This window comes from Paraburkholderia nodosa DSM 21604, assembly GCF_000519185.1.
GTDB classification, from domain to species: Bacteria; Pseudomonadota; Gammaproteobacteria; order Burkholderiales; family Burkholderiaceae; genus Paraburkholderia; species Paraburkholderia nodosa.
This window is the reverse complement of sequence record NZ_JAFA01000007.1, coordinates 31,687-55,350: the sequence shown is the minus strand read 5'-3', so window position 1 is coordinate 55,350 and position 23,664 is coordinate 31,687. Positions and strand designations below refer to the sequence as shown.

Sequence of the window (23,664 nt, the reverse complement as noted above, 5' to 3'; positions counted from 1 at the left end):
ACCACGAAAGCCCGGATCATGTCTATCTCCTCAGTTTCCGAACCCGGTAGGCGAACTCAGTTGCCAAAGCTCGCAGGCACCATCTGGTCCTGCAGCCGTGCGGTATTGCCGGCGCGCTTAAGCATGAGCTCCTGCTGCTGTTCCACGATCAGCCGGCCCTCCGAGTCGGCCAGCATTCTGAAGAGCTGCAGCTTCGCCATCTCGTTGCTGACCGCTGTGCTCTCGATCTGGATACGCGCCTGCAGCTCCGAGATGCCCTTCTGGTCCTGCGTCACATCGATCTGCTGCATCAGGCCCTGGATCTGGTCGAGCTCCTGGAGCTCGGTCTGGTACGCCTGGGTGCCAAACGCCTTGTCCTGGAACGGCTTGTTCAGGGCGCGCTGGCAGACCTGCTGGTCAATGCCACTCTGGTCCTCGCAGTTGTAGATTTCGCTCGCCGAGCGCAGCGTCTGTGCACTGCCCGTGAGACCCGCATATCCGCCGTTCTGGATTGCCGTATAGACGGACTGCCAGTTCGGCGGCAGCGAGTTCGACAGGACCGGATTGCTCATGAGCGACCCAAATCCACGTGCGCCACTGAGCGACTGGTACAGCTGGAGCTCCTGCTGTACCTCCTGCTTCAGTTGCCCCACGGTGGCGATGGCCTGCACGACGTTCTGCGCGTCGTAGACCGGGATGCCCTGGGCGTGAGCCGACGGCATCGCGAAGACGATCGATGCCACCGCTGTGAGGGCCATACAGATATGGATGATTGATCTGATCATGACGATGACCCTCACGTGTTTTCCTGGTCGCCCAGGTGCTCGCGCGCCGCGCGCTGGTACACAGGGATCTGGCCGGCACCGCTGACCGCTTTCCCGCCGCTGGCTCGCCCGCCGTTATCAATCCGGCCACCGGGCCGACGCGGGCCGTGCCCGAGCCGAACGAGGGTGCCCAGCCCCCCCACAGCGCCGCGCGACGCAAATCCTGCAATGAAGGCACCGAATCCAGACACCGTGGCGCCCCCGGCAAGCCCCGAGGCGACGGCCGGCAACTGCCAGCCGATCATGGCCAGGAACAGTGACGTGATGAGCAGACCGAATGCAGCACCCCACGGCGCAACAGCGGTGAGCACTGCCTGACCCGCCGCAGAAAGTGCTGACGCGTTCGCATCCGGCGATGAAGTGGTGACGTTGAACGGCGCGAGATCAGCCGAAAACGCCGTCAGTGCCATGCCAAGAAAGGCCGCGATGAGAATCTGCAGGAGCGCATAGTTCGTGACCTTGGCGGTCCACGCCTCGAAAAAGCGTGCCGTCGGCCCGAACGCGCCACAGGCGATGAACACGGGACCCAACCCCAGCACCAGATCCAGCAGCATCCTCGCCATCGTGACCTCGAAGGCGAGGACCATCAGGAAAATGGCCCCGCCCAGCCCCACAATGAAGCCGCCAGCCAGATCACCGATGCCTGCAACGAAGCCGCTGACACTCAAGCCTTCGTGTGTCGCCCTGTCGAAGTACGCATCCATCACGATGTCGATCTGCCGGTCGTAGCAGTCCAGGGTCTGGTAAATGGCGGACGCACTCGTACCTGCCACTTCGCTGCCGCTCACCGTCCCGCAGCCGGCGTTGCCTGCTCCCGCATTCGCAGCCGCGATCTGGATCGTCTGCGCGAGGCCCGTCGTGGCGCCCTCGACGGCGGCAACCACCTGTGACTGGTAGAGGCCCGCGCCGAGCGCGAAGGCCAGTGTGATGGCCACCCTCATTGCGCGCCAAACAAAGGCGGGGACCGACTCGTGGGCCTCGCCACGCACCACGGCGAATCCATACGCGATCACCCAGATGGTCAGGGCGGTCGTGACGACGGGCACCAGCGCGCTCGAGAGTGCCGAGGACACGCTTGTGACATACGTCGACATACCGTTCTCCAGCGTGCCGCCGACCGCCGTGAAAAGGCCGCTCATCATGCACCTCTTCCTGATGCGCGCGGGGTCAGCGGGCTCCGCGCGACGCCAGTCGCACGTCGCCTTGTCAGCCGCTCATGAAACACCGGCAGCCAGGCAGCCGGTTCGTCGCCGAACTCAGCGCGGATGCCGTCGAGCAGTTCGACGTTGTCGGTCGTCCCTGACAGCACGTCGAGCACGTCGCCGAGCCCTGCGAGATCCAGCCGGCCAATCGCGGACCGGTGCCCCTGCTTGACGAGAAACAGGCGGCTGTTCTCCCCGAGCGTGCGCACGATGTTGAACTCCGCCTCGGTCAGCTTGAAGCCATGCACATAGTCGTCGTAGTCCGCGCGCGGGTTCGGCAGGAAGAAGAACGTCGCGGTCTGCTCGATGAGCGCCCGAGCGATAGGGCTGCGCAGGACGTCCGCGGGTGACTGCGTGTCAAAGATGCCCAGACCGTTTTGCTTGCGAATCGTTTTCTGCCTGTTGTTTGCGAAGTCCGTGAATACCGGGTCACCCAGACGCTTCCAGAACTCGGTCATCACATAGATGAAACGCCGCCCGTCGATCAGGCTTTCGGTCAGGTGCAACAGATACATCGTCACCGGCGTCGACACTTCGGGATCATCCAGCAGTTCGGTATCGTCGAAACCGAACAGCTGGTTGTGGCTGAAATCCAGCAGGTCCGACGGGTTGTCCAGTACCCAGCCAAGCCGTCCACCCGCACACCATTTGGTGAGTCGTGCGTGCAGGCTGTTCTCGCCCACGGCCGGCATCAGTTGCCGTACCATCGACAGGCGACGCAGCGGCCGCGCCATACGGGCCACCTCTCTTACCGCGCGCGAAACGTCGAGTTCGTCCCTGGCCGAAAGCGACGCACCGCCATCGACGAGCCGGCGAACGAGCCGCTCCCAGAAGTCCAGCACCGCCTCGTCGGGTTCGAGCTGGAATGGATTAAGTCCCGTGGGGACACCCCGGTGAAAGACCGTGTAGTGGCCACCCATCGCGCGTACGCCGATCTCGGTGCCACGGTCCTTGTCGTAGACGACACCCGTGACGCCATACTTCATCGCCATGGCGAGCAGGAATAGCTCAAGGACTGTCTTGCCCGCGCCTGCCTGCCCGATGATCTGGGTATTGGCAAGCGCCTTCTCGTCGCCGGAATCCTTCTTTTCCGGGGTCGCGTGGAAGTTCAGATACAGTGGCTGACCACTCGGCGTCTTCACGATCGTGATCGCCTCGCCCCACGGGTTGCCGTCGCGCTTGCCCGTCGCGAAGTTGTGCAGGCTCGCGAGTCCACAGAAGTTGCGCGACGTGAGCTTCGCCTCGCGAGGCCGGTAGCGCCAGTTGCCCGGCTGCTGCGCGAACCACGCAGCGTCCGCCACCAGATCAACGAGCGCGGTCTGAAAGCCCACGTCGGCGAGCTGCGTGCGCGCCTTCGCCACGTGCCGCGCCACCTCATCCGGGCGGTCGCCGAGCACGGCCAGCGAATAGTGATAATCGCCTAGCACGAAGTCACCATTGATCAGGTCGTCCAGCGCGCGGTCCATCGCCTTGACCTGCGATACGGCCACGTCCTCGCCCGCAATGAGCTGGTTGCGCTGGCGCTCAAGCGCCGCCTTCGCCGTGGGACGATCGAGAATCGTGAAGCTCTGTGTCTCGATGTACTCAAAGTCGCCGTACAGCAGACCGTCGAGCATCCCGGGCTCCGTTTCCTCCGGGTAGTCCTTCAGGTCGAGCAGCGCTGCATAGCGCGTCGCGCCCGGCATGCGGATCTCCACCTTCTCGGTGTGGAAGAATAGCCGCGACGTCGGCAGTGCCTCGGCGATACGCGCAGACGGAACCGGCACCGGCTCCCATAGCGCATTGACGAGGTAACCCAGAAACTCGAGTGCCGCCGAAAAACGCACGGGGCGCTGCGTGCAGAGGGCCGGCTTCCTGTAGACGCCAAGGGCCACCGGATCCCACGCCTTGAGGCCCGATTCGACCTGGGCAGCAATCCCGGCCATCACCTTCAGCGCCTCGTGCTCGTCGCGCCGGATGTCGTCTGGCGTGCGCCGCGCCGCCTGGCTGAAAAAACGCCCCAGGCGCGTGCGATGCGGCCGGTACACGACCGTCAGGTACAGCTCGTTGGCCATCATCCGGTAGCCGGCAAAGCTCGCGTAGTAACGCGTGGCGAGTGCCTGGCAGAACGGGTTGCCGTACGGCGTGGCGAAGTGGTCCGTCACGCGCCGGCGAATCCGGTGCGACCAGAGTCCCACGTTGCCGCCCGGCAGGCTGCGCACGAGCTGGTTGAACCCTTCATGACGCACCAGAATGTCGCCGGGATCAGCCGCCTCGAAGGCAATCCCGGCGATCTTCCATACGCGCAGATAGTCGCCTTCGCGCGTACGGATCACGTGGTCGTCGACGTGCGATGAAAACGGCACGAAGTCCGCAAGCACGACCTCGCGTTCGGCCACGTCGATGAGTTCAGACCGGGCGACCATCTCAGCCCCTCCTCTTGAAGCGAACCGGCACGTAGGCATGCGCGCCCCAGAAGCGACGGTTACGCTGGCGAAACCCCATGCGAGCGCACAGCACGTACTGCGCGAGCCGCTGGTCGTCGTGCCGCGTAACGGCACGCATCGTCACGAACACAGGGATGAGGAGCAGCACAATGCCGACGCCCACCGGCGGGCTCGCAAGCAGCACCCAGATGGCGGGAATCAGGATGCTGCAGCCTGCCATCAGGAACGGCACAAGCGGCACGCCCCAGAGCATCGCGGGTCGCGTGCAGCCCTTGAAGACGGGATCCCTGAACTGGTCCATGCGTGCCTCCGGATCAGCTCGCGGGGATCAGCATCGCCGCGATCACCGTGGCACAGCCCACGAACACGCCACCGATGAACACGCTGGCGACATCGCCAAAGCGCGCGTGCTGGAACATCATCTTGAAGCCTGCCCAGATGATCGAGATCGAACACACCACTGCGCCCACGCTAAGCAGCGTGGTCTGGATCGTCGTGAGGAGCGTGTTGACCTGCGAGAGCTGGGCATATGCTGGCGTCACGGTCAGGGCGAGCAGGAGCACGACCGCCAGCCGGCGCAGCACGGCCCGCGCCGACCGGGACGATCCCGCTCCCGACGCCTTCGATTTCCACTCAGTTCGCTGTCCTGATTTCATGGATTGCTCCTCTCACTCATGTCGGTCTTGCCCGCGTCAGAAGACGACCGCGCTCTGCTGCGTCATGCTGCCGGGCTCATCAGTCTGGTGATTGCGTCCGTGGTCCGTGGAAGCGTCCGCTCCCGACGAGGTATGTGATGTGTCTGGATGCGGGCCTACCGGTCTTACGGGGATGACGCGAACAGGCGGAACGTCAGCGCCTGTGGCCGGAACGCCGGGATCCGTCTGTACGACCTGCGCGAGGACCCGCTGCACATAGCCCGTACGAAAGCCTGTGAAAAAGTCGCCGCTCGCGTAGCACGACAGCCCCGCACGCAACGCGTCCTGCGCCCGTTCGCGTGACTGTCGCGCCCGCTCGAAGCAGCCCCGGAGGATGGCCGCGCCGGCGGCAAGGTTGCGGCATGGATCGAAGACCGTACCGGATGTCAGGCCGAATCGGGTCCAGTTCGACCGGTTGAGCTGCGCGAGGCCCACGCTGTAGTTCCACCCGGCGGCATCCAGTGCGCGCGTTGTCGCAACAGCCTCATCGAGGGTCGCCGGCTGCCGCTCGAGGCGGCCATTTACGACCCCGATCGCATACGGGTTAAAACCCGATTCGACCTGCACGATGGCTTCCATCGTGGCGGGCGCCACGGCCGGCGCGCACTGTTGCGTCAGGATCAGGAATGCCGCGAGCGGAATCATTCGCCACCTCCCTGTGCTCCCGCGCTTTCTTCCTCGCGCTCGAGGAACCGGCGCGCTGCCTGCGTGGGATCGTCTGGCAGCTGTGTGCTGCCTGCTCCGTAGAACTCGGTGATCGTGCGGTCTGCGCCGCTTGCGTCCCACCACACCCGCGTGTACAGCGCGCCGTCGATCTCGACGTTGATCGCGCCGCACGCATCGCACAGCAGCTCGCTCTGCTCGGGGCCGCCCCAGTACAGCAGGTCCTCCCGGCAGTAACCGGTGCCTGCAAAGACGTTCACCGCCGACGTTCCCCGTGATCCACCCGCTCCGAAGTCGCAGGTCGGAAAAGGATCGCCGTGGCGCAGGGCCGCCCACAATCTCTCGATCGGCGGGACGCATTCCCCGTACTGCTCGGGACCACCTGGATTGGAGAGGCACAGGATGACCTGGCAACCCCAGTCGTCGGCACGGGCCGTACCGGGCGCAAAGATAAAGGCACCGACGAGTGCGGTGAGGCCGATCGCGCAGCGGCGCAACGCCCGCAGCAGTCCGCGACGTGCGATGGCACAATCCACTCCGACGGCGGCGTCAAGCATTGCACACCCCCGCTTCGCACAGGCCAGGCACCGCGCCGTTACGGACTGAACCGATGCGGCGTGTGAGCACATCCAGGCAGGCGACCATCGTGCGCGAGTCGTCGAACGCGCGGGCATCCTGCGCGATCGCCCAGGCGCCACGCGTGGCCGGCTCTCCAAGGCATCGGGCGCACGCCAGGAGTGGCAGATATGCGTATGCGTGACAGAACGCCCGGTCCACGATGAGCCATTCACGCAGCGTCGTTTCCATCACCTTCGCCCACGCTTTTTCCATCGACACCGGGCCATCGACCACCGGCAAGCGCCCCAGAAAACGAAGCGCGGGATTCAGGCAAGTCCGGACGTTGCGGATCCCGTACGTGCCGTGGATGACCTCGCAGGCGCACTCGATGCATTGCGGCGACGGTAGGATCGGGCTGAGCACCGCGTCTGCGAGTGCCTCCGCACAGACAGCACGCAAATCAGGCAGCGCAGGTGTGTCGATCAGGCAGTCATCGAAGCACGGCACCGCCCTGGACAGCAGATGACGAAGGTTGGCGCAATAGCGCGTGCGGCCAGGATCATCATGAATCGACAGCAGACCTTCGGCACCCGCAGTGAGCACGCAAACGCGTCCACTGGCTGACCAGGCACACCCCGCGAGGACCGGAACCCGGTTGCGGGACGCGCTCTGATCATGCTGCGTGCTGGCGGGCACCTGTGCGCAGCGCGGCGGCACGGCAAGCTCCAGTATCAACAACCGCCAATGCGTGACGCGAATCAGGTGACGGGCAAGCAGACAGGTGAGCATCGTCCCGTCTGGATTGTCATTAGCCGAAATGATCAGAAGCGATTTCATGGCTCATCGTCCTCAGCCGCACCCGCGGTCGATGAACCTGCGAAGAAAAAGGAACCCGCGGCGCCGGGGAGGCTGACCGCGGGCTCAACGGGGGATCGTTGCATCAACGCCAGAAAACAGAAAAGCCTGCAGATGCAGGCTTTTTGCGAATGCGTCAAGGCACACCACGTCGTCACACAGACATCGAACTGCGGGGCCGCTAACGCGTACTCGGTCGTGCAGGGCACGTTGACCGGATCAGATTGTTGACTTCACTCTAGACGGATGCGCAACCCAATGCAAGGGGCCTCACGCACCGTGCCGCCCTTCTCTTTACCCACGTGTTCCCAGTTGTTCCCGCGTGCTCCCAAAATATATTCTGTGATCCGAAACCTTCAACCCGTTATTCGCTGCGCGGCAACGTGGGCGGAAGCGGACCACGCACGTCACGCGCTCGAACGAATCGCCCAGCCAGTTACTGCGCACCATCATGCGTTCCCGTCCGACGGATGCCAGCCGCCACGGTCCTGGTCTTCCGTCTTCAGGGCACGTGCGAGTGCCGCGCGTGCGGCTGCCAGCGCGAGTTCGAACCGTTGCGCGGGCCGGCGCGGAATGTGCAGCCGCCGACAGATGACTTCGTGGGCGGCATGCCAGACGTAGACCATGCGCAAGATCTCGCGATGCCGCGGTTGCAGGGTTTGCCATGCGTTCGTGATCCTCGCCGCATCGACGGGATCGTACGCACCGCGCGATGCATTGCCCCAATTCTCCAGCCGCCGGTGCAGCGGTGCGCGAGCAAGATCGCGACTCATGGCGCGTCTCCCTCTCCGTTGTCACGTGCTGGCACAGGCGCCCGGTAACGGGCGGGACTCTCCAGAAACTGTTCAATGTCGGCCACACGCCACCCCACCAGCCGACCGCCCAGCGGTACGGCCAGAGGAAATGTTCCCGCCTGCATGCGACGGTAAATCGTTGAGCGCGACAGCCCTGTTCTCTCTTCGACCTGCCGGCGGCGCAAGATCCTGTGCGCGTCGCTGTGCCCAGTTGACATGGCCTTCCCCCCAGAAAAGTGACCGGCCGGGTGTTGCCGGTACATGGGGGCATTCAAGCAGCAGTCGGGTCCGTCTTCCAAACCCGTCTTATCGACGGAAAGCGCCCGTCGGACGGTTCGAACGACGTGCCGACGAGGCACAACGTTTCAGCCATCGACGACGCGTTTTGTCCTGAATAGTTTCACGGGCACAACGCGTAGAATAATCAACACAAGACGGAAAATAGTCGTGCAGGCAAAGGGGGTAACCGTCGCATCAACGAGGAGAGACGGTCATGTTGTCTTCGGATGAGTGGAAAAAGCGCACCGTTGAGGGTGGCGTTGTGCTTTGTCCGTCCTGCGACTCGCAGAACGTGACGATGGGAGCTTGCGCGGTAGGCGCCTACACGAACTACCAGGAGTACGTGTGCGAAAACTGCGGCTACGAATTCCTGGCCATGTTTTGCCTGGTCGCGTGTGTACCGGGAGGCATCAACGAAGGGAACGACGCCTGAAGCGTTGCGATCCTGGCAGGCGATCGGACACCCCCCGCAGGAAATCCGCCATACGGCTGCATGCCGGCCTGCGTCTCAGGATGCCCGCTGTTGAGACGCGTTGGCTCGAGACAGCTCAGGCACACCTCGATGGAAATTGCCCGCAATGTCCTGCCGGGCACGCTGGTTTGCGACGTGCTGGCTTGCTGGCTGCACGATGTGGGACTGATGCATCACCCGTATATCGCCTTCCGGCAGGCTGGTCAGGCGGTCCCAGCCGGCCGGATCAGGCCGGCTAGAACTTGGTCCGGATGCCCACGCCCAGACTGTTGCCTGACGACACGCCTGTCATGACGTCGTACCGCCACGCCGCATAGACGTCCGTGCGTTTTGAGAGTGGATGGTCGTATCCCAACACCCATGTCGACCAGCGGAGATCGCTGCCCTGCTGGGGACGTCGCAACGTGCCCGCCCAGGAGGCCAGTACGCTGCCCGTGCCAACCTGTGCGCTCGCCCCCACCTGAACGGTATCGTCGGTGAGCGCGTTGTTGTTGGTCACCCGTTCGTACTGCAAGTAGAGCTTCATCGCCTGAAGGCGATACGCCGCTCCCGCGAGCCACGCCGTCTGCTCTGTCGCCCCGTTCAGGAAAAGCGACGCGGTGCGAAGGTTCTGGACTGCAGCTGTTGCGGAGAATGGCCCCGAGAAGTAGATCACGTTCGCGCTGTAGTTCGCCTGCCCTGCGTGGCCCGCGATGCCCGCGTTGCTGTACTGCACGCTTCCCGTGAAGCCAGCAACCTCCGGTGTCTGGTAGACAATCGAGTCGTCAATCGCCGTATCGCTTTGCACCGATGCCGCGCCCATCGCGGAACCGAGAAACGTGTGGACCACCATGGGCGAGAAGACGAACGAGTTGCCGAACGGGTTGAACAGCAGCGTGGAAACGAACAGCAGGGAATCATTACGCCCAAGGGTCAACTGACCGAACGGCCCGCTCAAACCGACGAACGCCCTGCGCCCGAAAAAAGACTGCCCGTTGAACGCACCGGACTGGCCATTATTGATCCGGTAAAAGCTCTCGAGCGTGAAGATCGCCTTCGTGCCGTCGCCCAGGTCCTCGGCACCCGACATGCCCCAGTACGATGTCGACAGTCCGCCCGAACCGACCTCCCACGCGTTGCCCGCCGAGCCAGGCGTACGCACCACCCCGGCAAACGCATCGGCGAGCCCGTAGAGGGACACCGACGACTGTGCGTGCGCCATGCCAGCTGTGGCGCACACGCCGAGCACCACCAGGCCGCTACCCCATCTACTCCTTCTACCCCGTATATCCCCGCGCATGATCACTCCTTCATTGTTTGTGAGTATTCTTCTGGTGCGCACGTGCCTGAGCGGCACCGTGTGTCGCGCGCGTCAGCCCGACCTGACACGCGCGAGCGGCCTGCCGCGCTCGGCCAATGCAACGGCAACAAGCAGTTCATCCGGTGCCGGCGAATCGGGTACGCACAGCGATATCGTGTCGAAGTGGTCGAAGCTCCATATGTCCGTGACGTTGTGCAGGGGAATGTCGATGCACGCCCCCGCTGGCCCTCGCTTCGTGACGGACGGCATGATCGACGACGCGCCGGGCAGACAGCCACGCACGGCCTTGCCGAGTTGCGGATGCAGGAGCGCCGCGCCCCACTCAAGCGGCACGCCCGTGCCCACGAGCACCGCTTTTCCGTACCCCTCGATGTCTTGCCCGGCACAACCGAGCGCAAGCAGCGCCCGTCCGGTGAGCATCTGGCCGAGCTCGGCGCCCGTCGCATACAACGCCTCGAGCTCACCCGCGACATCCAGGTCGGCCGTCTTCAGCACGGCCGCGGCGACGATCTGACGATGCGGTGGGGTCACGACCGTGCCGAGTTCCGCGCACCGCTCGACGAGATGGATCACGATCCGCACAATCTGGACGTTCATGGCGCGATCCCCATGTCATCAGGAAGCCGCAGCTCCCCTGGCGGTACAGGAAAGTCTCCCCTCGCGCGCTCGTAAGCGCGCGCGGCCCGCAGCACGAGCGCATCGCTGCCCCGGGGCCCGATAATCTGCAGACCGACTGGCAGATCACCAGCGAATCCGCAAGGTACGGATATCGCGGGCAGTCCGGTCTGGTTGCACCATGCCGTCAGCACAGGCGCCTGACGCGAATGGGCTCGCAAGCCGGTAGCCGGTTGCGGCCCGCAATGAAACGTCGGTGTGAGCAGCAGGTCGTACTGCTGGAAGAACGCCTCCATGGACGTCGTGAGCGCGTGACGGGCAAACAGCGCATCGGCGAGCGTCGCGGTGTCCACCTGTGCGCCCGCTTCCGCCAATGACTTGAGATCCGGATCCAGCAGTGACCGGTCTGCCTCCTCCATGTGCCGCACACGCTGTGCAAAAAACACGGACCACTGGATCGAATGCATGCGACCGTCCTGGTAGAAGTCCGCAAGCGGTGCGACTTCGGTCTCGGCCAGCCGCGCACCGAGTGCAGGGAATGTCCAGGCTTGCCTGCCGACACAATCCGCAATGTTCGGTGCCACCGATATGCCCGCCGGGGCGGCACAGTAGCCGACGCGCAGCCCCGCGATGCTGTCGTCGAGCATGCCGGCGTATCTGGACACGGCTCCCTTTGCCGAACGGTCACCCCCTTCGTGCGTCATCGCATCAAGCATCAACGCCGCGTCGCGAACATCGCGCGTCATCGGCCCCAATGTGGACAGCGCCGTCCATGAGGTTGCTGAACCCGCAGGGACGAGCCCGAACGTCGGTTTGAACCCAACCACACCGCTCCAGCAGGCCGGAATCCGGATGGAGCCGCCGCCATCGGTCGCAAGCGACAACGGCCCCATGCCCAGCGCGACCGCGACGGCCGATCCGCCGCTGCTGCCTCCCGACGAGAGCCGTGTATCCCAGGGATTGCGCGTCGCGCCGGTGAGCGGACCGTCGGTGACAATCTTGTTGCCGAACTCGGAAGTCGTTGTCTTGCCAAACGGTATGGCGCCCGCGCGCCGCAACCGCGCCACGGCCGGCGCATCGGCGTTTTCGCGATCCGGCGAAGTGGTCCGGGACCCATGCCGTGTCGGAAGATGGGATACGGCGACAAGATCCTTGACCGATACCGGTACACCATCAAGCGGACCGCAGGGCTCGCCGCGCATCCATCGGCGCTCCGCCTCGCAGGCAGCCGACATTGCCCTTTCCTCGTCGAGCGCACAGAAGGCGTTGACAACCGGATCGAGCTTCGTGATGCGGTCCAGTACCGCGCACATGACCTCTACGGGTGAGAGCGTGTGCTGCCGGAACGCGGTAGCCAGCTGGCTCGCACTCAACATGACAATTTCACTCATTTTGCAGTCCTTATCTATTGGTTCGACCTTTTCCCGGATGCTGTGCCACGCGTCTATCCTTCACATACCGGCGTCACCGGCCCCGTGGATTCGAGAATGGAAAAGCTGTTATCGGCAAGGGCCTGGCCAATCCGTGTCTGGCAGAGCATGTGAGCTCCGTCGTGGCTCACACCGGTCTGGCCACGTGGCAGGGCAACGGAAACAGCGGGCAGCGCGGCCCTGATGCGATCGGCGTCCACACTTCCTGCCGACCGGACGGCCTCGGCGAACAGCCGAATACCCGCATACGTGTTCTCGCCATGCGGCAGCACGACGGCATAGCGCCCCAGTCGCGGATCGTGTGCATCGGCGTAATGCTCCGTATAGCGAGCGAGAAATGCCTGGTTTTGCGGGTTATCGATGCTCATGAAGTACGACGACACGCCGATCGTTCCAGTCGATGCACCCGTGGTGGCAATCGAGAGGGATTCATGCGCAATATCCGTCACAAGCTGCGGCTTCATTGCGAACGACCGGTACTGCTTCACGAAGGTCACCGGGTCGTCTCCGATGCTGTGCCATACGATCTGCGCATTCGCACTGGCAACCCGTTGCAGGACGGCACCATAGTCGCGCGTGCCGAAGGGTAGCCAGTAGACTTCGAGGAACGTCCCGCCATGCCGGGCCACCGCCGCCTGCAGTTGCGGGATCAGCACCTTGCGGTTGCTACCGATGTCCGAGACGACAGCGCAAACTGATCTTCCTCCGCTGCGCATGAGCCACGCAATGAGCGGTTCGATGCGCTGGTTTGCCGCCAGACCGGTCGTGAGCAGTTGAGGGTCGCACCGCCCTTCGTCGAAGTTCGGATAGACGATGAGCTTTCGTGCTGCCCTTGCCGCCTGCAGCGCCGCTTCGCGCTCGGACGGCAGCACCATGCCCGTGATCATCGCGACGTCGTCACGCATGAAAAGCTGTCGCGCCTTCTCGAGTGTGACCGCCGTGGACATCTGCGTGTCTTCGACACTCAGCTGCAGCGGCCGGCCGAGCAGTCCGCCCGCTGCATTGATCTCGTCCACCGCCAGCTCGGCACAGTTGCGGTTGGTCTGTCCCACCCGCGTCAGGGGACCGCTAAGGGGTGCGAGCAGCCCGATCTTCAGCGGAGCGGCGGCACGCGCGAACGGAGAGACAGCCGATGCAGCAAGGGATGCGGCTGCGCCAAGCAGCATACTTCGGGAAAAGTCACGACGGTTCATGCAATTCTCACAAAAGGTCACTGGTTTCACTGGATGTTTTCCTGAGGGGAATCCTCGGCAGGTTCTGCGGCCGGGGAGAGGTAGCGCGCGAGCGGGTGTTCGCCACTATCCCCCGGTTGCGGTTCGACGACGCCGGCATGCACGAGGCGACCGTTACTGAGCACAATGCAGCGCCGTGCGCTCTGAAGAACGAGATCGAGGTTCTGTTCGACAAGGAGCACCGACAGCTTCGAGCGGCGACACAGTTCCGGGATGACTTCGCCGATACGCTCAACCAGGTTGGGCTGCACGCCATCGGACGGCTCATCCAGCAACAGCAGTTTTGGGCGGCCACACAGGGCGCGTGCGATGGCGAGAACCTGCTGCTCGCCGCCTGAGAGCGTGCCGCCCTGCTGCGACAGACGCGATTTCAGCACCGGGAAGTAATCGAATATGTCGTCGAGGATGTCCGCCCCACCGGCGGCCTGCGCACCCATCAGCAGGTTCTCGCGCACCGTCAGTTTCGGAAAGATCCAGCGCCCCTGCGGAACCAGGCCGATGCCGCGTCGCGCGATCTGGTGCGTGCGCAGCCCCATCACCGGCTGTTCCATAAAAACCACCTGCCCGCTCACACGCGGCAGCAACCCCATGATCGCCTTCACCAGGGTTGTCTTGCCCGCGCCGTTACAGCCCAGCACGCCGAGCACCTCGTCGGGCAGCACATCCAGCGTCAGGTTATGGACCACATCCACGTCGCCGTATCCGGCGCACAGGTTTTCAATGCGCAACATGTGCCGCTCCCCGCCCCAGATAGATACGACGGATCTCCTCGTCGTTCGCGATCTCCGCATACGATCCGCGTCGAACCACCTCTCCGCGGTGCATCACCCATGTTTCGCATGCGAGAGACTGCACGAAGCCCAGGTCATGTTCGATGGCGAGTACCGCGCACCGCTCCCGTAGCCGGTGGATGAGGCGCACCAGCCGCTGCGCGTCCTTCGCGGACAGACCAGCTGCAGGCTCGTCAAGGAGCAGCAATGCAGGCTGGCACATGATCGCCATACCGATTTCGAGCCACTGGCGCTCGCCGTGTGGCAGATGCGAGGCGAGCTCGCGCGCGCGCCCGGACAGACCCACCTCCTCCAGCACCGCGTCGGGATCGGGCATCGGCGAAGCGCGGTGGGCCGCGACGCCAAGGCCCGCCACCACGAGGTTGTCGCGCACTGTCATCGTGAGGAAGGTATTGGTCCCCTGAAACTTGCGCACCACCCCGCGCTGGCAGAAGGCGTGCATCGGGCGCCCCGTCACGCGCTCGCCATCGAGATACAGGTCGCCAGACCCGGGCGCAATCGCGCCTGAAAGCAGGCCAACAAGCGTGCTCTTGCCCGCGCCGTTCGGTCCGATCATGCACAGCAGGTCGCGAGGCGCGATGGTGATGTCGACGCCCGCCACAGCGTTTATTCCGCCGAACGCGCGAGAGAGGCCCGTGCCCAGGAGAAACTGGCCGTCCATTACCGTTCCTCCTGCGCGTGGGCTGCATGAACCGGTGGCCGGCTCCATCGCATGCGACCAACGCGGCGCGCGGCCTTTACCAGTCCATGGAGTCGCAGTCCGTTTGGCACAAAGAGCACACATCCGAGAAACAGGCCACCCAGGATCAGCGGCCAGCCGTCCGTGCTATAGCTGGAAACGGTCTGCCTGAGCAGCGTCAGGACGACGGCGGCGATGACGGGACCGCCGGTCCTCCCCCGGCCGCCGATGGCCACCCACAGAATGACCTCGGTCGCGAGAACCGGCGAAAACACGTCAGGGGCCACCACCCCCGAACAGGCCGCCATCAAGGCGCCGGCTACGGCCGCAAGCGCGGCGGACATGACGAAAACGAACAGCAGATGACACGAGGTGTGATAGCCGCATGCCTTTGCCCGCCATTCATTGGTTGCGATCGCATCGAGCACCTTGCCGTAGCAACCGCGGCACATGAGCCATAGCAGACCTGTCGCGGTAAGCAGAACAAGGGCCACGGCGTACCAGGAGGCGTTCGTTCCGGCCAGATCGAACGTGTAATTGCCCATGCTGAACGACAGACCGGGGATGCCGAGGATGCCCGTATCCCCTCCTGTGACCGACTGCCAGCTGACCGCGAGCTGCTGTGCGACGATCAGCACGGCCAGGCTGATGATGGCAAAGAAGTGAAGCCTCACCCCCGCAAAAAGCAGGAAATAGCCGACCACGGCGGCAACCGCCGCAGCGCTGAGCACGCCCATAGCCAGCCCCGTCAAAGGCGCATGTCCGAACTGGACGGTCGCAACGGCAAAGCCATATGCGCCCAGACCCAGGAACGTCGTGTGCCCCAGTGTGAGCACTCCGGCCCGGCCCCAGAGCAGGTCATAGCTCAGCGCGAGAATCCCCATCACCAGCGCGTCGCGGACAGTCGAGAGCAGCCACGGACCCGCAACAAAAGGAGCGATCACCGCAGCGGCCAGGGCTGCGCTCCACATCAGTATTGGCGCGACGTCTTTGGGCCCTAGAGGCGGCTGTGAGAACCATGGCCGCAGGCGGCCCGCATGTTTTCCAGACATATTTTTATCCTTATCCTTTACCGAGAAGCTGATGCGCCGCACTGAATCCCGGAATCAGCCCCTGTGGCCTGAACCGGATCATCACAATGGCAAGGATCAGCACGATTGCTGACGCCAGGGAGGGATCGACGCGGTAGCCCAGCAGCGTTTCGGCTGCACCGATGACCGCACTGCCCAGGATGCTTCCCGCGATTGAGCCGATACCACCGAGCACAATCACGAAGAACGCCTTGGCGAGATAAGCGACACCCAGGTGCGATTCCACCGAAACCATGGGCGCGACGAGCACGCCTGCGAGCGAGGCGAGCGCAGCGCCACCACAGAATGCGATGCGGTTCAGGCGCCGGGTGTCGATGCCTGCGGCTTCGGCCATCGCCGGGTGCTGGATCACGGCACGCAGCTGCGTACCGAAGCGCGTACGGGCAGAGAGCAGCCAGCACGCTGCCGTCACGGACAGGGCGACGCCGATCACGAACAACCGGTAGGCCGGGTAACTTCCGCCGGGCACTGGCACCGCGCCGTCGAACGGCGCATACACAAGCATTGGCTGGGTCCCGAAGATGAGCTCCAGTGCCTTCTGCACGATCAGACTGACCGCATAGGTGGCGAGCAGCGTGTCCAGTGGTCGGTCATAGAGCCGCCGGATAATGAACCGCTCAAGGCACCATCCGAGAAGCGCCCCGACAAGCGGCGCCGCCAGCAACCCGAGCCAGAAGGCATCTTTCCCACCCACCGCCTGTGCGACCGCCAGCGCGTATGCACCGATCGTGACCCACTCGGCATGTGCAAGGTTCACGATGTCCATCATGCCGAACACCACTGCCAGGCCAAGCGCGATCATCGCGAGAAGACACACATATGTCGAAATATTCAGTAGTCCTATCATCGCCCACTCACATATAGAGTAAATCCAACAGGTAGCCCCTTCCCCCAAGCGGCAGGCCTCTCGAAAGCAGCCGCTCGCTACGTTACGAGACACCCCAACCATTCAAGTGCTGCTGTCCAGGGCAGCACACCATTTTTTCACAGTATATTGTGAATTTTTGATCGACAAGCATCCGTTTACACAATTTATTGTGAATTTCTATTCGTTCGTTCCCCGATACTCGATTTGCCCAGTTCAATCGAGTCCGCATGACCAAGGAAGCACTTATCAAGGCTGTCGGGAAAGAGATCCGTGCGCGCCGCAAGCTGAAAAAGCTGACGCAGGCGGACCTGGCGCTGCGCGCCAACGTTCACCCAAACACCATCTCACTCGTCGAGCGCGCGAAAACGCTCGCTGGATTCGACGCTTTGATCGACATCGCCGATGCACTCGGTGTGCCGTTGTCACAACTGATCAAGGCCGCCGAAGATCGCGCCAGTGCCCGCTGACTATCCGCGGCACTTCACAATCCTTCGCAAGACCACATTCATTAGCGGCTCCGCGCGACCGCTCATCGCAGCCTGCCCGCCGCGACTGTGTCTCACGACAAATTTCCGCCATGACTCGCGACGAGACTACTAGTGTCTCGCCGCACCGCGCTGTCGTACGGCCAATTTATTGCAATTAAATTACCGCTGCAGAATAAGAGTGTCAACCTATCCCGGCGCGGTGTTAACCCTTATGTATACCATGCTGATCTCAAGTTGACATCACACTCGTTGAGCAATATCGTCTATTTGTTATAATTAATTGGGGGCGACATGCAGGACGACCTTTGTGAACTCACAGCGCAGCAGCTCCACGAGCTTTACCACGCAGGCAGGGCGTCACCCGTAGAGGCTATGACGGCGGTACTCCACCGGATCGAGAGGCTCGATTCCACCGTCAACGCGTTCTGCCAGATCGCGCCAGACGCGCTCGACATGGCCCGCGCATCGGAAGCACGATGGCAACGCAAACGTCCTCTCAGCGCTCTCGACGGGGTGCCGGTCAGCATCAAGGACAATGTGGCGGTTTCAGGTCTTCCTACCCGTTACGGCTCGCGCGTCACGGACGAAACCTCGGCGCCAGACGACAGCCCTTGCGTAGCGAGACTTCGCGAGTCAGGTGCCATCTGCTTCGCGAAGACCACCCTGCCCGAATTCGCCCACAAGATCGTCACCGACAGCCCCCTCACAGGCGTCACGCGCAATCCCTGGGACACAACCCGCACCCCCGGTGGTAGTAGCGGAGGGGCGGCGGCAGCCGTCTCACTCGGCATGGCACCAGCGGCGATTGGCACTGATGGCGGTGGGTCGATCCGGATTCCGGCTGCATTCACGGGCACCTTCGGCTTCAAGCCGAGCTTCGGGCGCGTGCCCCATGCGCCACGCGGGCCGTTCGCGCTGTTGAGCCACGTTGGCCCGATGACCCGGTGCGTCGCCGATGCTGCACGCGTTCTGACGGTCATCAGCCGCCCGGACAACCGCGACTGGTACGCGTTACCGTTCGAGCCCAACGACTATGAGCTTGGCCTAAAGTGCAAGCCGACGCCTGGCGGCATCCGTATCGCGCACAGCCCGTCTCTTGGACTGGACGTCATGCCGGAGTCAGATGTCCGCGAAGCACTCGCACGGGCGGCCAGCACCTTTCGCGACCTCGGCGCGCGCGTGCAGATGGAGGATCCGCCGGGCGTAGCCCGCTGCAATGCCATTCACTCGATCTTGTGGCCGGCCTGCTGCCGCCAGCTCACCGCGGGTATGGCTGACGGCGGCGCGGCGCTCGATCCGTCGTTGCAGGCCTACGCCAATGGAGGCGCCACGATATCGCGCGAAGCACTGCTCGGCGCGTTGATCGAGAGGGGTGAACTGGGCGCCGCTGTCAATACGTTCTTCGAACGACATGACCTCGTCGTCTGCCCTGTCTATCCGCGCGTCGCCATGCGGTTTGCAGAGCTTTCAGCCGTCGACGAGCTGTTTCCCCACTTCACTGCATGGTGCAACCAGCTCGGGCTTCCTGCGGCGAGCATTTACGCAGGCACCACTTCGGAAGGAATGCCGATCGGCATACAGATCGTTGGCGGCCGTCACGCCGACGCGCTCGTGCTCTGGGCAAGCCACATACTCGAGCTCGCGCTCGGAAGGGCGCCCCTGACCGATCTGGTACACCGACTATCCTCGTCCATCGAAGTCCGTAAGCCACGCTGAAATCGGTAGCTCCCCGGCAAAGCTTACGTCCTGCGTGTACGGGGTGCGGATTTATCTCCGGTGCCCCGCTTCCTGGTGTGCAGATCAAGATCTGAGTCCAGCACCAGCTTTTGCCGCAAGGCTGCGTGCACTGTCCGAAGCTGCCCTTCCGCTTCGTCCATATGCGCCGCCATGAGCTCCCCTACGGACCCTGCATCCCGACGCCGTGCCGCCTCAAGGATTGCGCGGTGAGCAGCGACCGTCTGCCGGCCAAACGCCTGGTAATCGTCGTGTGTCACGTTACCTGCCACGATGACCAGGCTATGCAGCATCTGGTTGATGATCTGACAGATGCACCGAAGAAACGCGTTCGGATTGGCTGCAGCCAGCACGTCATGAAAGCGGATGTCCTCATGGCGCTGGTCAAGCGCACGTTCATGGCTCGCGGCGAACGGCTCGCACACCTCCACACTGCGCTCGAGTGCGTCCAGGTCCGCCTCCGTCAGGTGCTCGACTGCGCCTGCCGCCAGTAACGGCTCCAGCACGCGCCGCACGGCGTAAATGTCCTCAAGACTGAGGCTCTCGAAAAACAGGTAGTTCTGCAATGACTGGAACGCCCGCACAAGGGGGACACGCGTAATCGTTGCTCCCCCGTCCGGTCCCGTGCTCAGCCGCACAAGGCCCTGCACCTCCAGCGACTTGAGTGCATCGCGTATCGAGCCTCGGCTGACATTAAATATGTCCTGCAGCTCGGCCTCCTTGTTCAATCGCATTCCGGGCCGAAGCTTCCCATCGGTAATCCAGCTCTTGATGAGCTCAGCCACCTGGTCTCCGCGCTTGGTCGTTCGGGGCCCCCCTTTATCCCGTTGCGGCACCGGTTCTTCTCCTGTCGTCTGTTTTCGCGCTGCCATACGTCACACCCGCAGTTGGCCTTCATCGTTCGGTCTGAACGCCATTATCGGTCATCCGCGTCGCGCAGTTGCGATGACATCCCCGCGAACGCACCCCCGATACAACACCTCCCAGTGTTCGGAGGTGACGACTCTCGTCCCGGTGCCTACGCTCATTGCCAGACGACACGCGAACATGACCTCCGGGTTGGCGTGATCGTAGCGACCAGGCGCAGATGCGCCCGCCTGAAGGACGTGTCATGACCAGCCATGAGCAGACGTCGCAGCAGACTCACACCATCGACGACATCGGTGCGGCGCTGGCAGATCGCGGACTCGATCTCGAGCTGCTCGCCAGGCGCATGCGCACCGTTGGCCCCGAATCGGACGCGACCGGCCAGATCGTCGGCCCTCCCTGGCGTGCGGCTGACGTCAGCGCCCTGAACATGATTCTCGTGCCGACCCGCTACGGCGGTTGCCCGACTCTAGAGTCCCTTGTAGCGCAGGCAACGTTGATGGCCTGTCTCGGCGAAGCCGATGCAAGCCTCGCCCTTGCGCTGCCAGGCCCTGGGCTCGCCATGCCGCCTGTCGCTGCGCTCGCTTCGACGCAACAGCAGGCCCGGTTCTTCCAGCGGTTCCAGTCGGGCGCACCGCGCTGGGGCGCGTTCGCCATCACCGAGCCGGACAGCGGCTCCGACGCGAGCGCCATGCGTACCAGCGCGCGCAAGACAGGCCGCGGCTGGGTCCTGAACGGCACAAAATGCTTCATCACGAACGGCGCACGCGCCGACTGCGTGATCACGTTTGCGACGATCAACCGGCAGATGGGCCGCTACGGTATCCGTGCGTTCGTTGTGGACTGCAATTCGCCGGGATTCGCCGTATCGCGCATTGAGCGCATGGCAGGCTTGCGCGCCACGCAGCTTGCCGTCCTCTCCTACGCGGACTGCGAAGTAACCGACGACGCACTGCTTGCCCGTGGCGACGAAAAGCCACTCGACGACGCGTTCGCCGGCGCACAACGCTCCTGGGACTACTTCAGGCCACTGCTTTCCGCTGTCATGGTCGGCACCTGCCGGCGGGTACGCGCGGAGCTCGCCGCCTGGCTCGATGCAGGCGGCACGCCCGCGAACAGGCATCACGGTGTGGCGAGCGTGGAAATGCGCCTGCTCGACATCGACCGCCAGATTGCGGCCGCGTGGCTGCTCTGCCACTGCACGGCGTGGAAAGCAGATCGTGGCATGGCAACCTCGCTGGACTCATCCATGACCAAGGCGTTTGCCTCGCGCGTGGCCGCGCGGGTGACGCGCGCGGCGATGGATCTCGCCGGCATCGAGGGTTTCGCTGCCTGTCCGTCACTTGAGCAGGGTTACCGGGACGCCAGGGCGTTCGACATCATGGAAGGTACCGGCGATCTGCAGCGGCTCATGATCGCGCGGGCAGCGCAGCGATCAACGGCTCGCCCCTGGGACATCACGAACGCGCCCTACGACTGCCCCGCCACGCCTGACTCATCACCGGGCTTCTCGCCTGACAAAGCCACCGCCCACCGATCCGGGCAGGAGACACCCCATGACGACGCCTGACACGCACGGACCCGGACGCGAGGAACTCGCAGCCACCGTCCGGTCATGCCTGCTGTCGGCTATCGGCAGCACCCTGGCTGCCGAGCTGATCGCGGACGACACGAACCTCTTCGACGTTGGTGTCGACTCCATGAACATGACAGACCTGCTTCTGCAGCTCGAGCAGCGCTTCGCCTTCACGCTCGCGCCGGAGGACCTCTGCGCCGACCTGTTCCTGCGTTTCGGCAACCTCGTCTCATTCGTGGAATCCCATGTCGGCCGTAACTGACCCCGTCCGCGGGCAGGCATGCATCGCGGCCACGGCACGGTATGTCCCACAGGCGCGCGTGCGGCCCGATCTCGAGTTGCGCCCGCCGGCGGCCGCACATTCATCCGCACGGGAAAGCATCATGCGATCGGTGTATGCCGATACGCTGCGCTGGAGCCGCGAGGTCACAGATCGAGATCCCGTCGCACACCTGTCGGCGGTGGCACGCACCGCAATGCCGCTGCATGTCGCCAGCGAGCCACAGCTGCTCCTCTCGGAAATGGCAACCAGGGTAGCCGCCGAAGCTGTCGGGCAGTGTCCAGACAGGGAGACCGTCGCGCCGGACCAGGTCATCGTCTGTGCGACAAGTTTCGAGCAGGACCTCGCGCTCTCGTGTGCGGGTCGGTTGCACGGCGAACTGGGTTCGACGGGTGCGCCATTCGCGATTGGGCAGCTGCAGGGCGTTTCCTTCTTTCTTGCGCTGCAGATGGTGTCCGACATGATGGCTGGCGATGAGCACTTGCGCTGTGCACTGATCGTTGGCGCCGAACGCTGGCTGCCACCCTTTTCCCGGCTGGCCGGATCGCTAACCACATTGGCTGACGGTGCGGCTGCCGTACTGGTCAGGCGACGCCTTCGTCCCGCGTGGGATGTGCTCGCGGTCAACGTGTGGACGCCTTCGGCGCCCGTGGCGTCCCACGATGCCTGTGTCGATGAAGCGGCCGTGGTCGAGCTCATCGGGCAAACGTGTACGCGGGCAGGCGTGACACCCAGGGTAATCGACTGGACCGTGCCTGCGCGCATCGACGCCACGCTCGCACGCAGCATCAGCGCGCAGGCCCGGCTCCCGGACGGGCAGATGTCGCTCCCGGACCTGGATGAGACCGGATACCTGTGTGCCGCCGACACACCAGCACAGCTCGACGCACTGCTGCGCTCGGCCACGCCGTCAGACGGACAGCACATCCTGCTGTGGTCGGCCGGCCTTCAGGGACAGGCCGGCTGCGCGATCCTCCAATACCGCGCGAGCCAGTCATGACCGCGCCGGCAACCCGCTCCTGGCTCTCACTATCCGGCATCGCGTTCAGCCTGCCCGCGCGCACGGTTGATGTGAATACCTGGGCCTGTCGCTGCGGATTTCCCGAGGCACGCGCGAGCGCGCTGCTGCGCAACGGCGTGCAGCAGTTCCACGACGCTGCGTCGGCATCACCCGTGACTTTCGCGTGTGAGGCGGTTGCTGCCCTGCTCGAGGACACCGGCGCAACACCGGCAAGCATCGATGCGCTCGTCTACACCCATACCATCCAGAGCAGCGTCCTGGCACCGCCTGCCGGTACCGCGGCATTCATCCAGTCCCGCATGGGACTGGATCATGCCCTCGCGTTCTCGGTGATGCAGCAGAACTGTGTCTCGCCAATGGCCGCGATCCGCGTCCTTCGCGTGCTCACCGTCGCAGGTCGCCCCATCCGGCGCGCGATCGTCGTCTGTTCGGACGTGATGGGCTCCGGCTGCGACCCTTTACGCGCTATCGCGGAGCTTGCGCTGCATAGCGACGGCGCATGCGCAATCCTGCTCGAGCGCGGCGCCGGCTGCAACGGCATCGTGGGGCTACACCTCTATACAGACGGCCGTTACTACCGCGGCACAGACGACGACCTTCAGCCCGTGCCGGATGACCACTACTACTGGTCGGCATTCACGACGATGCGTACGGCGCTGCGACAGGCAGGCGTGACGGCCAGTGAACTCGTCCATGTCCTGCCTCACCACGTCAACCTCTGCGGCTGGCAGCGTCTGATGGCCATGCTGTGCGTGCCGCAGGAGCGACTTTTCACGGCAAATTTCGCACGCCTTGGCCACGTGTTCGGCGCCGACCCGTTCATCAACCTGCTCACCGCGCCGCGCGCGCAACCGGGCTCACACTCCCTGCTGTTCTCCAGCGGACTTGCCGGCTGCTTTGGCGCGATGGTGATCCGCCATTGACCCTCATCCTCGTCGCAATCCA

Annotated in this window: 26 protein-coding genes; 7 read left to right on the top strand and 19 right to left on the bottom strand. The window is 64.0% G+C overall.

Annotation, left to right across the window (positions count from 1 at the left end):
- Nucleotides 1-56 precede the first annotated feature (56 nt).
- From A3CW_RS0111885 to A3CW_RS50890, 10 genes are all read right to left on the bottom strand, one after another.
- A complete protein-coding gene (locus A3CW_RS0111885; RefSeq protein ID WP_081771622.1) occupies nt 57-737 on the bottom strand; it encodes a type IV secretion system protein in 681 nt (226 codons plus the stop codon).
- 38 nt (nt 738-775) lie between these two features.
- Nucleotides 776-1,942 (bottom strand): type IV secretion system protein, encoded by a 1,167-nt coding sequence (locus A3CW_RS0111880; RefSeq protein ID WP_028203774.1) that lies wholly within the window; start codon nt 1,940-1,942, stop codon nt 776-778.
- Nucleotides 1,942-4,410, bottom strand: a complete 2,469-nt coding sequence (locus A3CW_RS0111875; RefSeq protein WP_028203773.1) for a VirB4 family type IV secretion/conjugal transfer ATPase — start codon at nt 4,408-4,410, stop codon at nt 1,942-1,944. Before A3CW_RS0111875 ends, A3CW_RS0111880 begins: the two co-directional genes overlap by 1 nt.
- Before the next feature lies 1 nt (nt 4,411).
- Complete coding sequence (locus A3CW_RS0111870; RefSeq protein ID WP_028203772.1) at nt 4,412-4,732, bottom strand: type IV secretion system protein VirB3; 321 nt, start codon at nt 4,730-4,732, stop codon at nt 4,412-4,414.
- Nucleotides 4,733-4,745: 13 nt separating this feature from the next.
- Nucleotides 4,746-5,087, bottom strand: a complete 342-nt coding sequence (locus A3CW_RS0111865; protein WP_028203771.1) for a TrbC/VirB2 family protein — start codon at nt 5,085-5,087, stop codon at nt 4,746-4,748.
- A gap of 36 nt (nt 5,088-5,123) precedes the next feature.
- On the bottom strand, nt 5,124-5,771 hold the full coding sequence (locus A3CW_RS0111860) for a lytic transglycosylase domain-containing protein (RefSeq protein WP_028203770.1): 648 nt from the start codon (nt 5,769-5,771) through the stop codon (nt 5,124-5,126).
- Complete coding sequence (locus A3CW_RS0111855) at nt 5,768-6,346, bottom strand: hypothetical protein (protein WP_028203769.1); 579 nt, start codon at nt 6,344-6,346, stop codon at nt 5,768-5,770. The genes A3CW_RS0111860 and A3CW_RS0111855 overlap by 4 nt, the downstream gene beginning before the upstream one ends.
- A complete protein-coding gene (locus tag A3CW_RS0111850) occupies nt 6,339-7,184 on the bottom strand; it encodes a P-loop NTPase family protein (RefSeq protein WP_028203768.1) in 846 nt (281 codons plus the stop codon). Before A3CW_RS0111850 ends, A3CW_RS0111855 begins: the two co-directional genes overlap by 8 nt.
- A gap of 467 nt (nt 7,185-7,651) precedes the next feature.
- A complete protein-coding gene (locus A3CW_RS0111845; protein ID WP_028203767.1) occupies nt 7,652-7,975 on the bottom strand; it encodes a hypothetical protein in 324 nt (107 codons plus the stop codon).
- A complete protein-coding gene (locus A3CW_RS50890) occupies nt 7,972-8,214 on the bottom strand; it encodes a helix-turn-helix transcriptional regulator (RefSeq protein ID WP_028203766.1) in 243 nt (80 codons plus the stop codon). Before A3CW_RS50890 ends, A3CW_RS0111845 begins: the two co-directional genes overlap by 4 nt.
- A gap of 275 nt (nt 8,215-8,489) precedes the next feature.
- Between A3CW_RS50890 and A3CW_RS0111835 the strand changes: the two genes are divergently transcribed.
- Nucleotides 8,490-8,708: a hypothetical protein gene (locus A3CW_RS0111835; protein WP_028203765.1), complete on the top strand. Its 219-nt coding sequence runs from the start codon at nt 8,490-8,492 to the stop codon at nt 8,706-8,708.
- Between the two features lie 274 nt (nt 8,709-8,982).
- Here A3CW_RS0111835 and A3CW_RS0111830 read toward each other — a convergent pair whose 3' ends face one another.
- The 8 genes from A3CW_RS0111830 to A3CW_RS0111795 form a co-directional block, all read right to left on the bottom strand.
- Nucleotides 8,983-10,026 carry a porin gene (locus tag A3CW_RS0111830; RefSeq protein WP_028203764.1) on the bottom strand — a complete coding sequence of 348 codons (1,044 nt, stop codon included), beginning with the start codon at nt 10,024-10,026 and terminating at the stop codon, nt 8,983-8,985.
- A gap of 72 nt (nt 10,027-10,098) precedes the next feature.
- A complete protein-coding gene (locus A3CW_RS0111825; RefSeq protein ID WP_028203763.1) occupies nt 10,099-10,644 on the bottom strand; it encodes an amino acid synthesis family protein in 546 nt (181 codons plus the stop codon).
- A complete protein-coding gene (locus A3CW_RS0111820; RefSeq protein ID WP_028203762.1) occupies nt 10,641-12,053 on the bottom strand; it encodes an amidase family protein in 1,413 nt (470 codons plus the stop codon). Before A3CW_RS0111820 ends, A3CW_RS0111825 begins: the two co-directional genes overlap by 4 nt.
- A 53-nt stretch (nt 12,054-12,106) precedes the next feature.
- On the bottom strand, nt 12,107-13,285 hold the full coding sequence (locus A3CW_RS0111815; RefSeq protein ID WP_028203761.1) for an ABC transporter substrate-binding protein: 1,179 nt from the start codon (nt 13,283-13,285) through the stop codon (nt 12,107-12,109).
- Nucleotides 13,286-13,311: 26 nt separating this feature from the next.
- Complete coding sequence (locus tag A3CW_RS0111810; RefSeq protein ID WP_028203760.1) at nt 13,312-14,055, bottom strand: ABC transporter ATP-binding protein; 744 nt, start codon at nt 14,053-14,055, stop codon at nt 13,312-13,314.
- Nucleotides 14,042-14,776: an ABC transporter ATP-binding protein gene (locus A3CW_RS0111805; protein WP_028203759.1), complete on the bottom strand. Its 735-nt coding sequence runs from the start codon at nt 14,774-14,776 to the stop codon at nt 14,042-14,044. The genes A3CW_RS0111810 and A3CW_RS0111805 overlap by 14 nt, the downstream gene beginning before the upstream one ends.
- Complete coding sequence (locus tag A3CW_RS0111800; RefSeq protein WP_028203758.1) at nt 14,776-15,846, bottom strand: branched-chain amino acid ABC transporter permease; 1,071 nt, start codon at nt 15,844-15,846, stop codon at nt 14,776-14,778. Before A3CW_RS0111800 ends, A3CW_RS0111805 begins: the two co-directional genes overlap by 1 nt.
- Before the next feature lie 10 nt (nt 15,847-15,856).
- Nucleotides 15,857-16,732, bottom strand: a complete 876-nt coding sequence (locus tag A3CW_RS0111795) for a branched-chain amino acid ABC transporter permease (RefSeq protein WP_028203757.1) — start codon at nt 16,730-16,732, stop codon at nt 15,857-15,859.
- Nucleotides 16,733-16,980: 248 nt separating this feature from the next.
- Between A3CW_RS0111795 and A3CW_RS0111790 the strand changes: the two genes are divergently transcribed.
- Together A3CW_RS0111790 and A3CW_RS46000 are read left to right on the top strand one after the other, a co-directional pair.
- The gene (locus A3CW_RS0111790; RefSeq protein WP_028203756.1) at nt 16,981-17,220 is read left to right on the top strand and encodes a helix-turn-helix domain-containing protein; all 240 of its coding nucleotides are present in this window, start codon (nt 16,981-16,983) and stop codon (nt 17,218-17,220) included.
- A 312-nt stretch (nt 17,221-17,532) separates the two neighbouring features.
- Entirely contained in the window at nt 17,533-18,957 is a 1,425-nt protein-coding gene (locus A3CW_RS46000; RefSeq protein ID WP_035512843.1) for an amidase family protein, read from the top strand.
- A 23-nt stretch (nt 18,958-18,980) separates the two neighbouring features.
- Here the strand turns inward: A3CW_RS46000 and A3CW_RS45995 are convergent, their stop codons facing one another.
- Nucleotides 18,981-19,847, bottom strand: a complete 867-nt coding sequence (locus tag A3CW_RS45995; protein ID WP_051481404.1) for a FadR/GntR family transcriptional regulator — start codon at nt 19,845-19,847, stop codon at nt 18,981-18,983.
- A gap of 239 nt (nt 19,848-20,086) precedes the next feature.
- Here A3CW_RS45995 and A3CW_RS0111775 point away from each other — a divergent pair, with 239 nt between their 5' ends.
- From A3CW_RS0111775 to A3CW_RS0111760, 4 genes are all read left to right on the top strand, one after another.
- Nucleotides 20,087-21,412, top strand: coding sequence for an acyl-CoA dehydrogenase family protein (locus tag A3CW_RS0111775; RefSeq protein WP_028203755.1), 1,326 nt, complete (start codon nt 20,087-20,089; stop codon nt 21,410-21,412).
- The gene (locus A3CW_RS0111770; RefSeq protein WP_028203754.1) at nt 21,399-21,680 is read left to right on the top strand and encodes an acyl carrier protein; all 282 of its coding nucleotides are present in this window, start codon (nt 21,399-21,401) and stop codon (nt 21,678-21,680) included. Before A3CW_RS0111775 ends, A3CW_RS0111770 begins: the two co-directional genes overlap by 14 nt.
- Nucleotides 21,681-21,801: 121 nt before the next feature.
- A complete protein-coding gene (locus A3CW_RS0111765) occupies nt 21,802-22,698 on the top strand; it encodes a 3-oxoacyl-[acyl-carrier-protein] synthase III C-terminal domain-containing protein (RefSeq protein ID WP_245623613.1) in 897 nt (298 codons plus the stop codon).
- Nucleotides 22,695-23,642 (top strand): 3-oxoacyl-[acyl-carrier-protein] synthase III C-terminal domain-containing protein, encoded by a 948-nt coding sequence (locus tag A3CW_RS0111760; protein ID WP_028203752.1) that lies wholly within the window; start codon nt 22,695-22,697, stop codon nt 23,640-23,642. Before A3CW_RS0111765 ends, A3CW_RS0111760 begins: the two co-directional genes overlap by 4 nt.
- Nucleotides 23,643-23,664 lie beyond the last annotated feature (22 nt).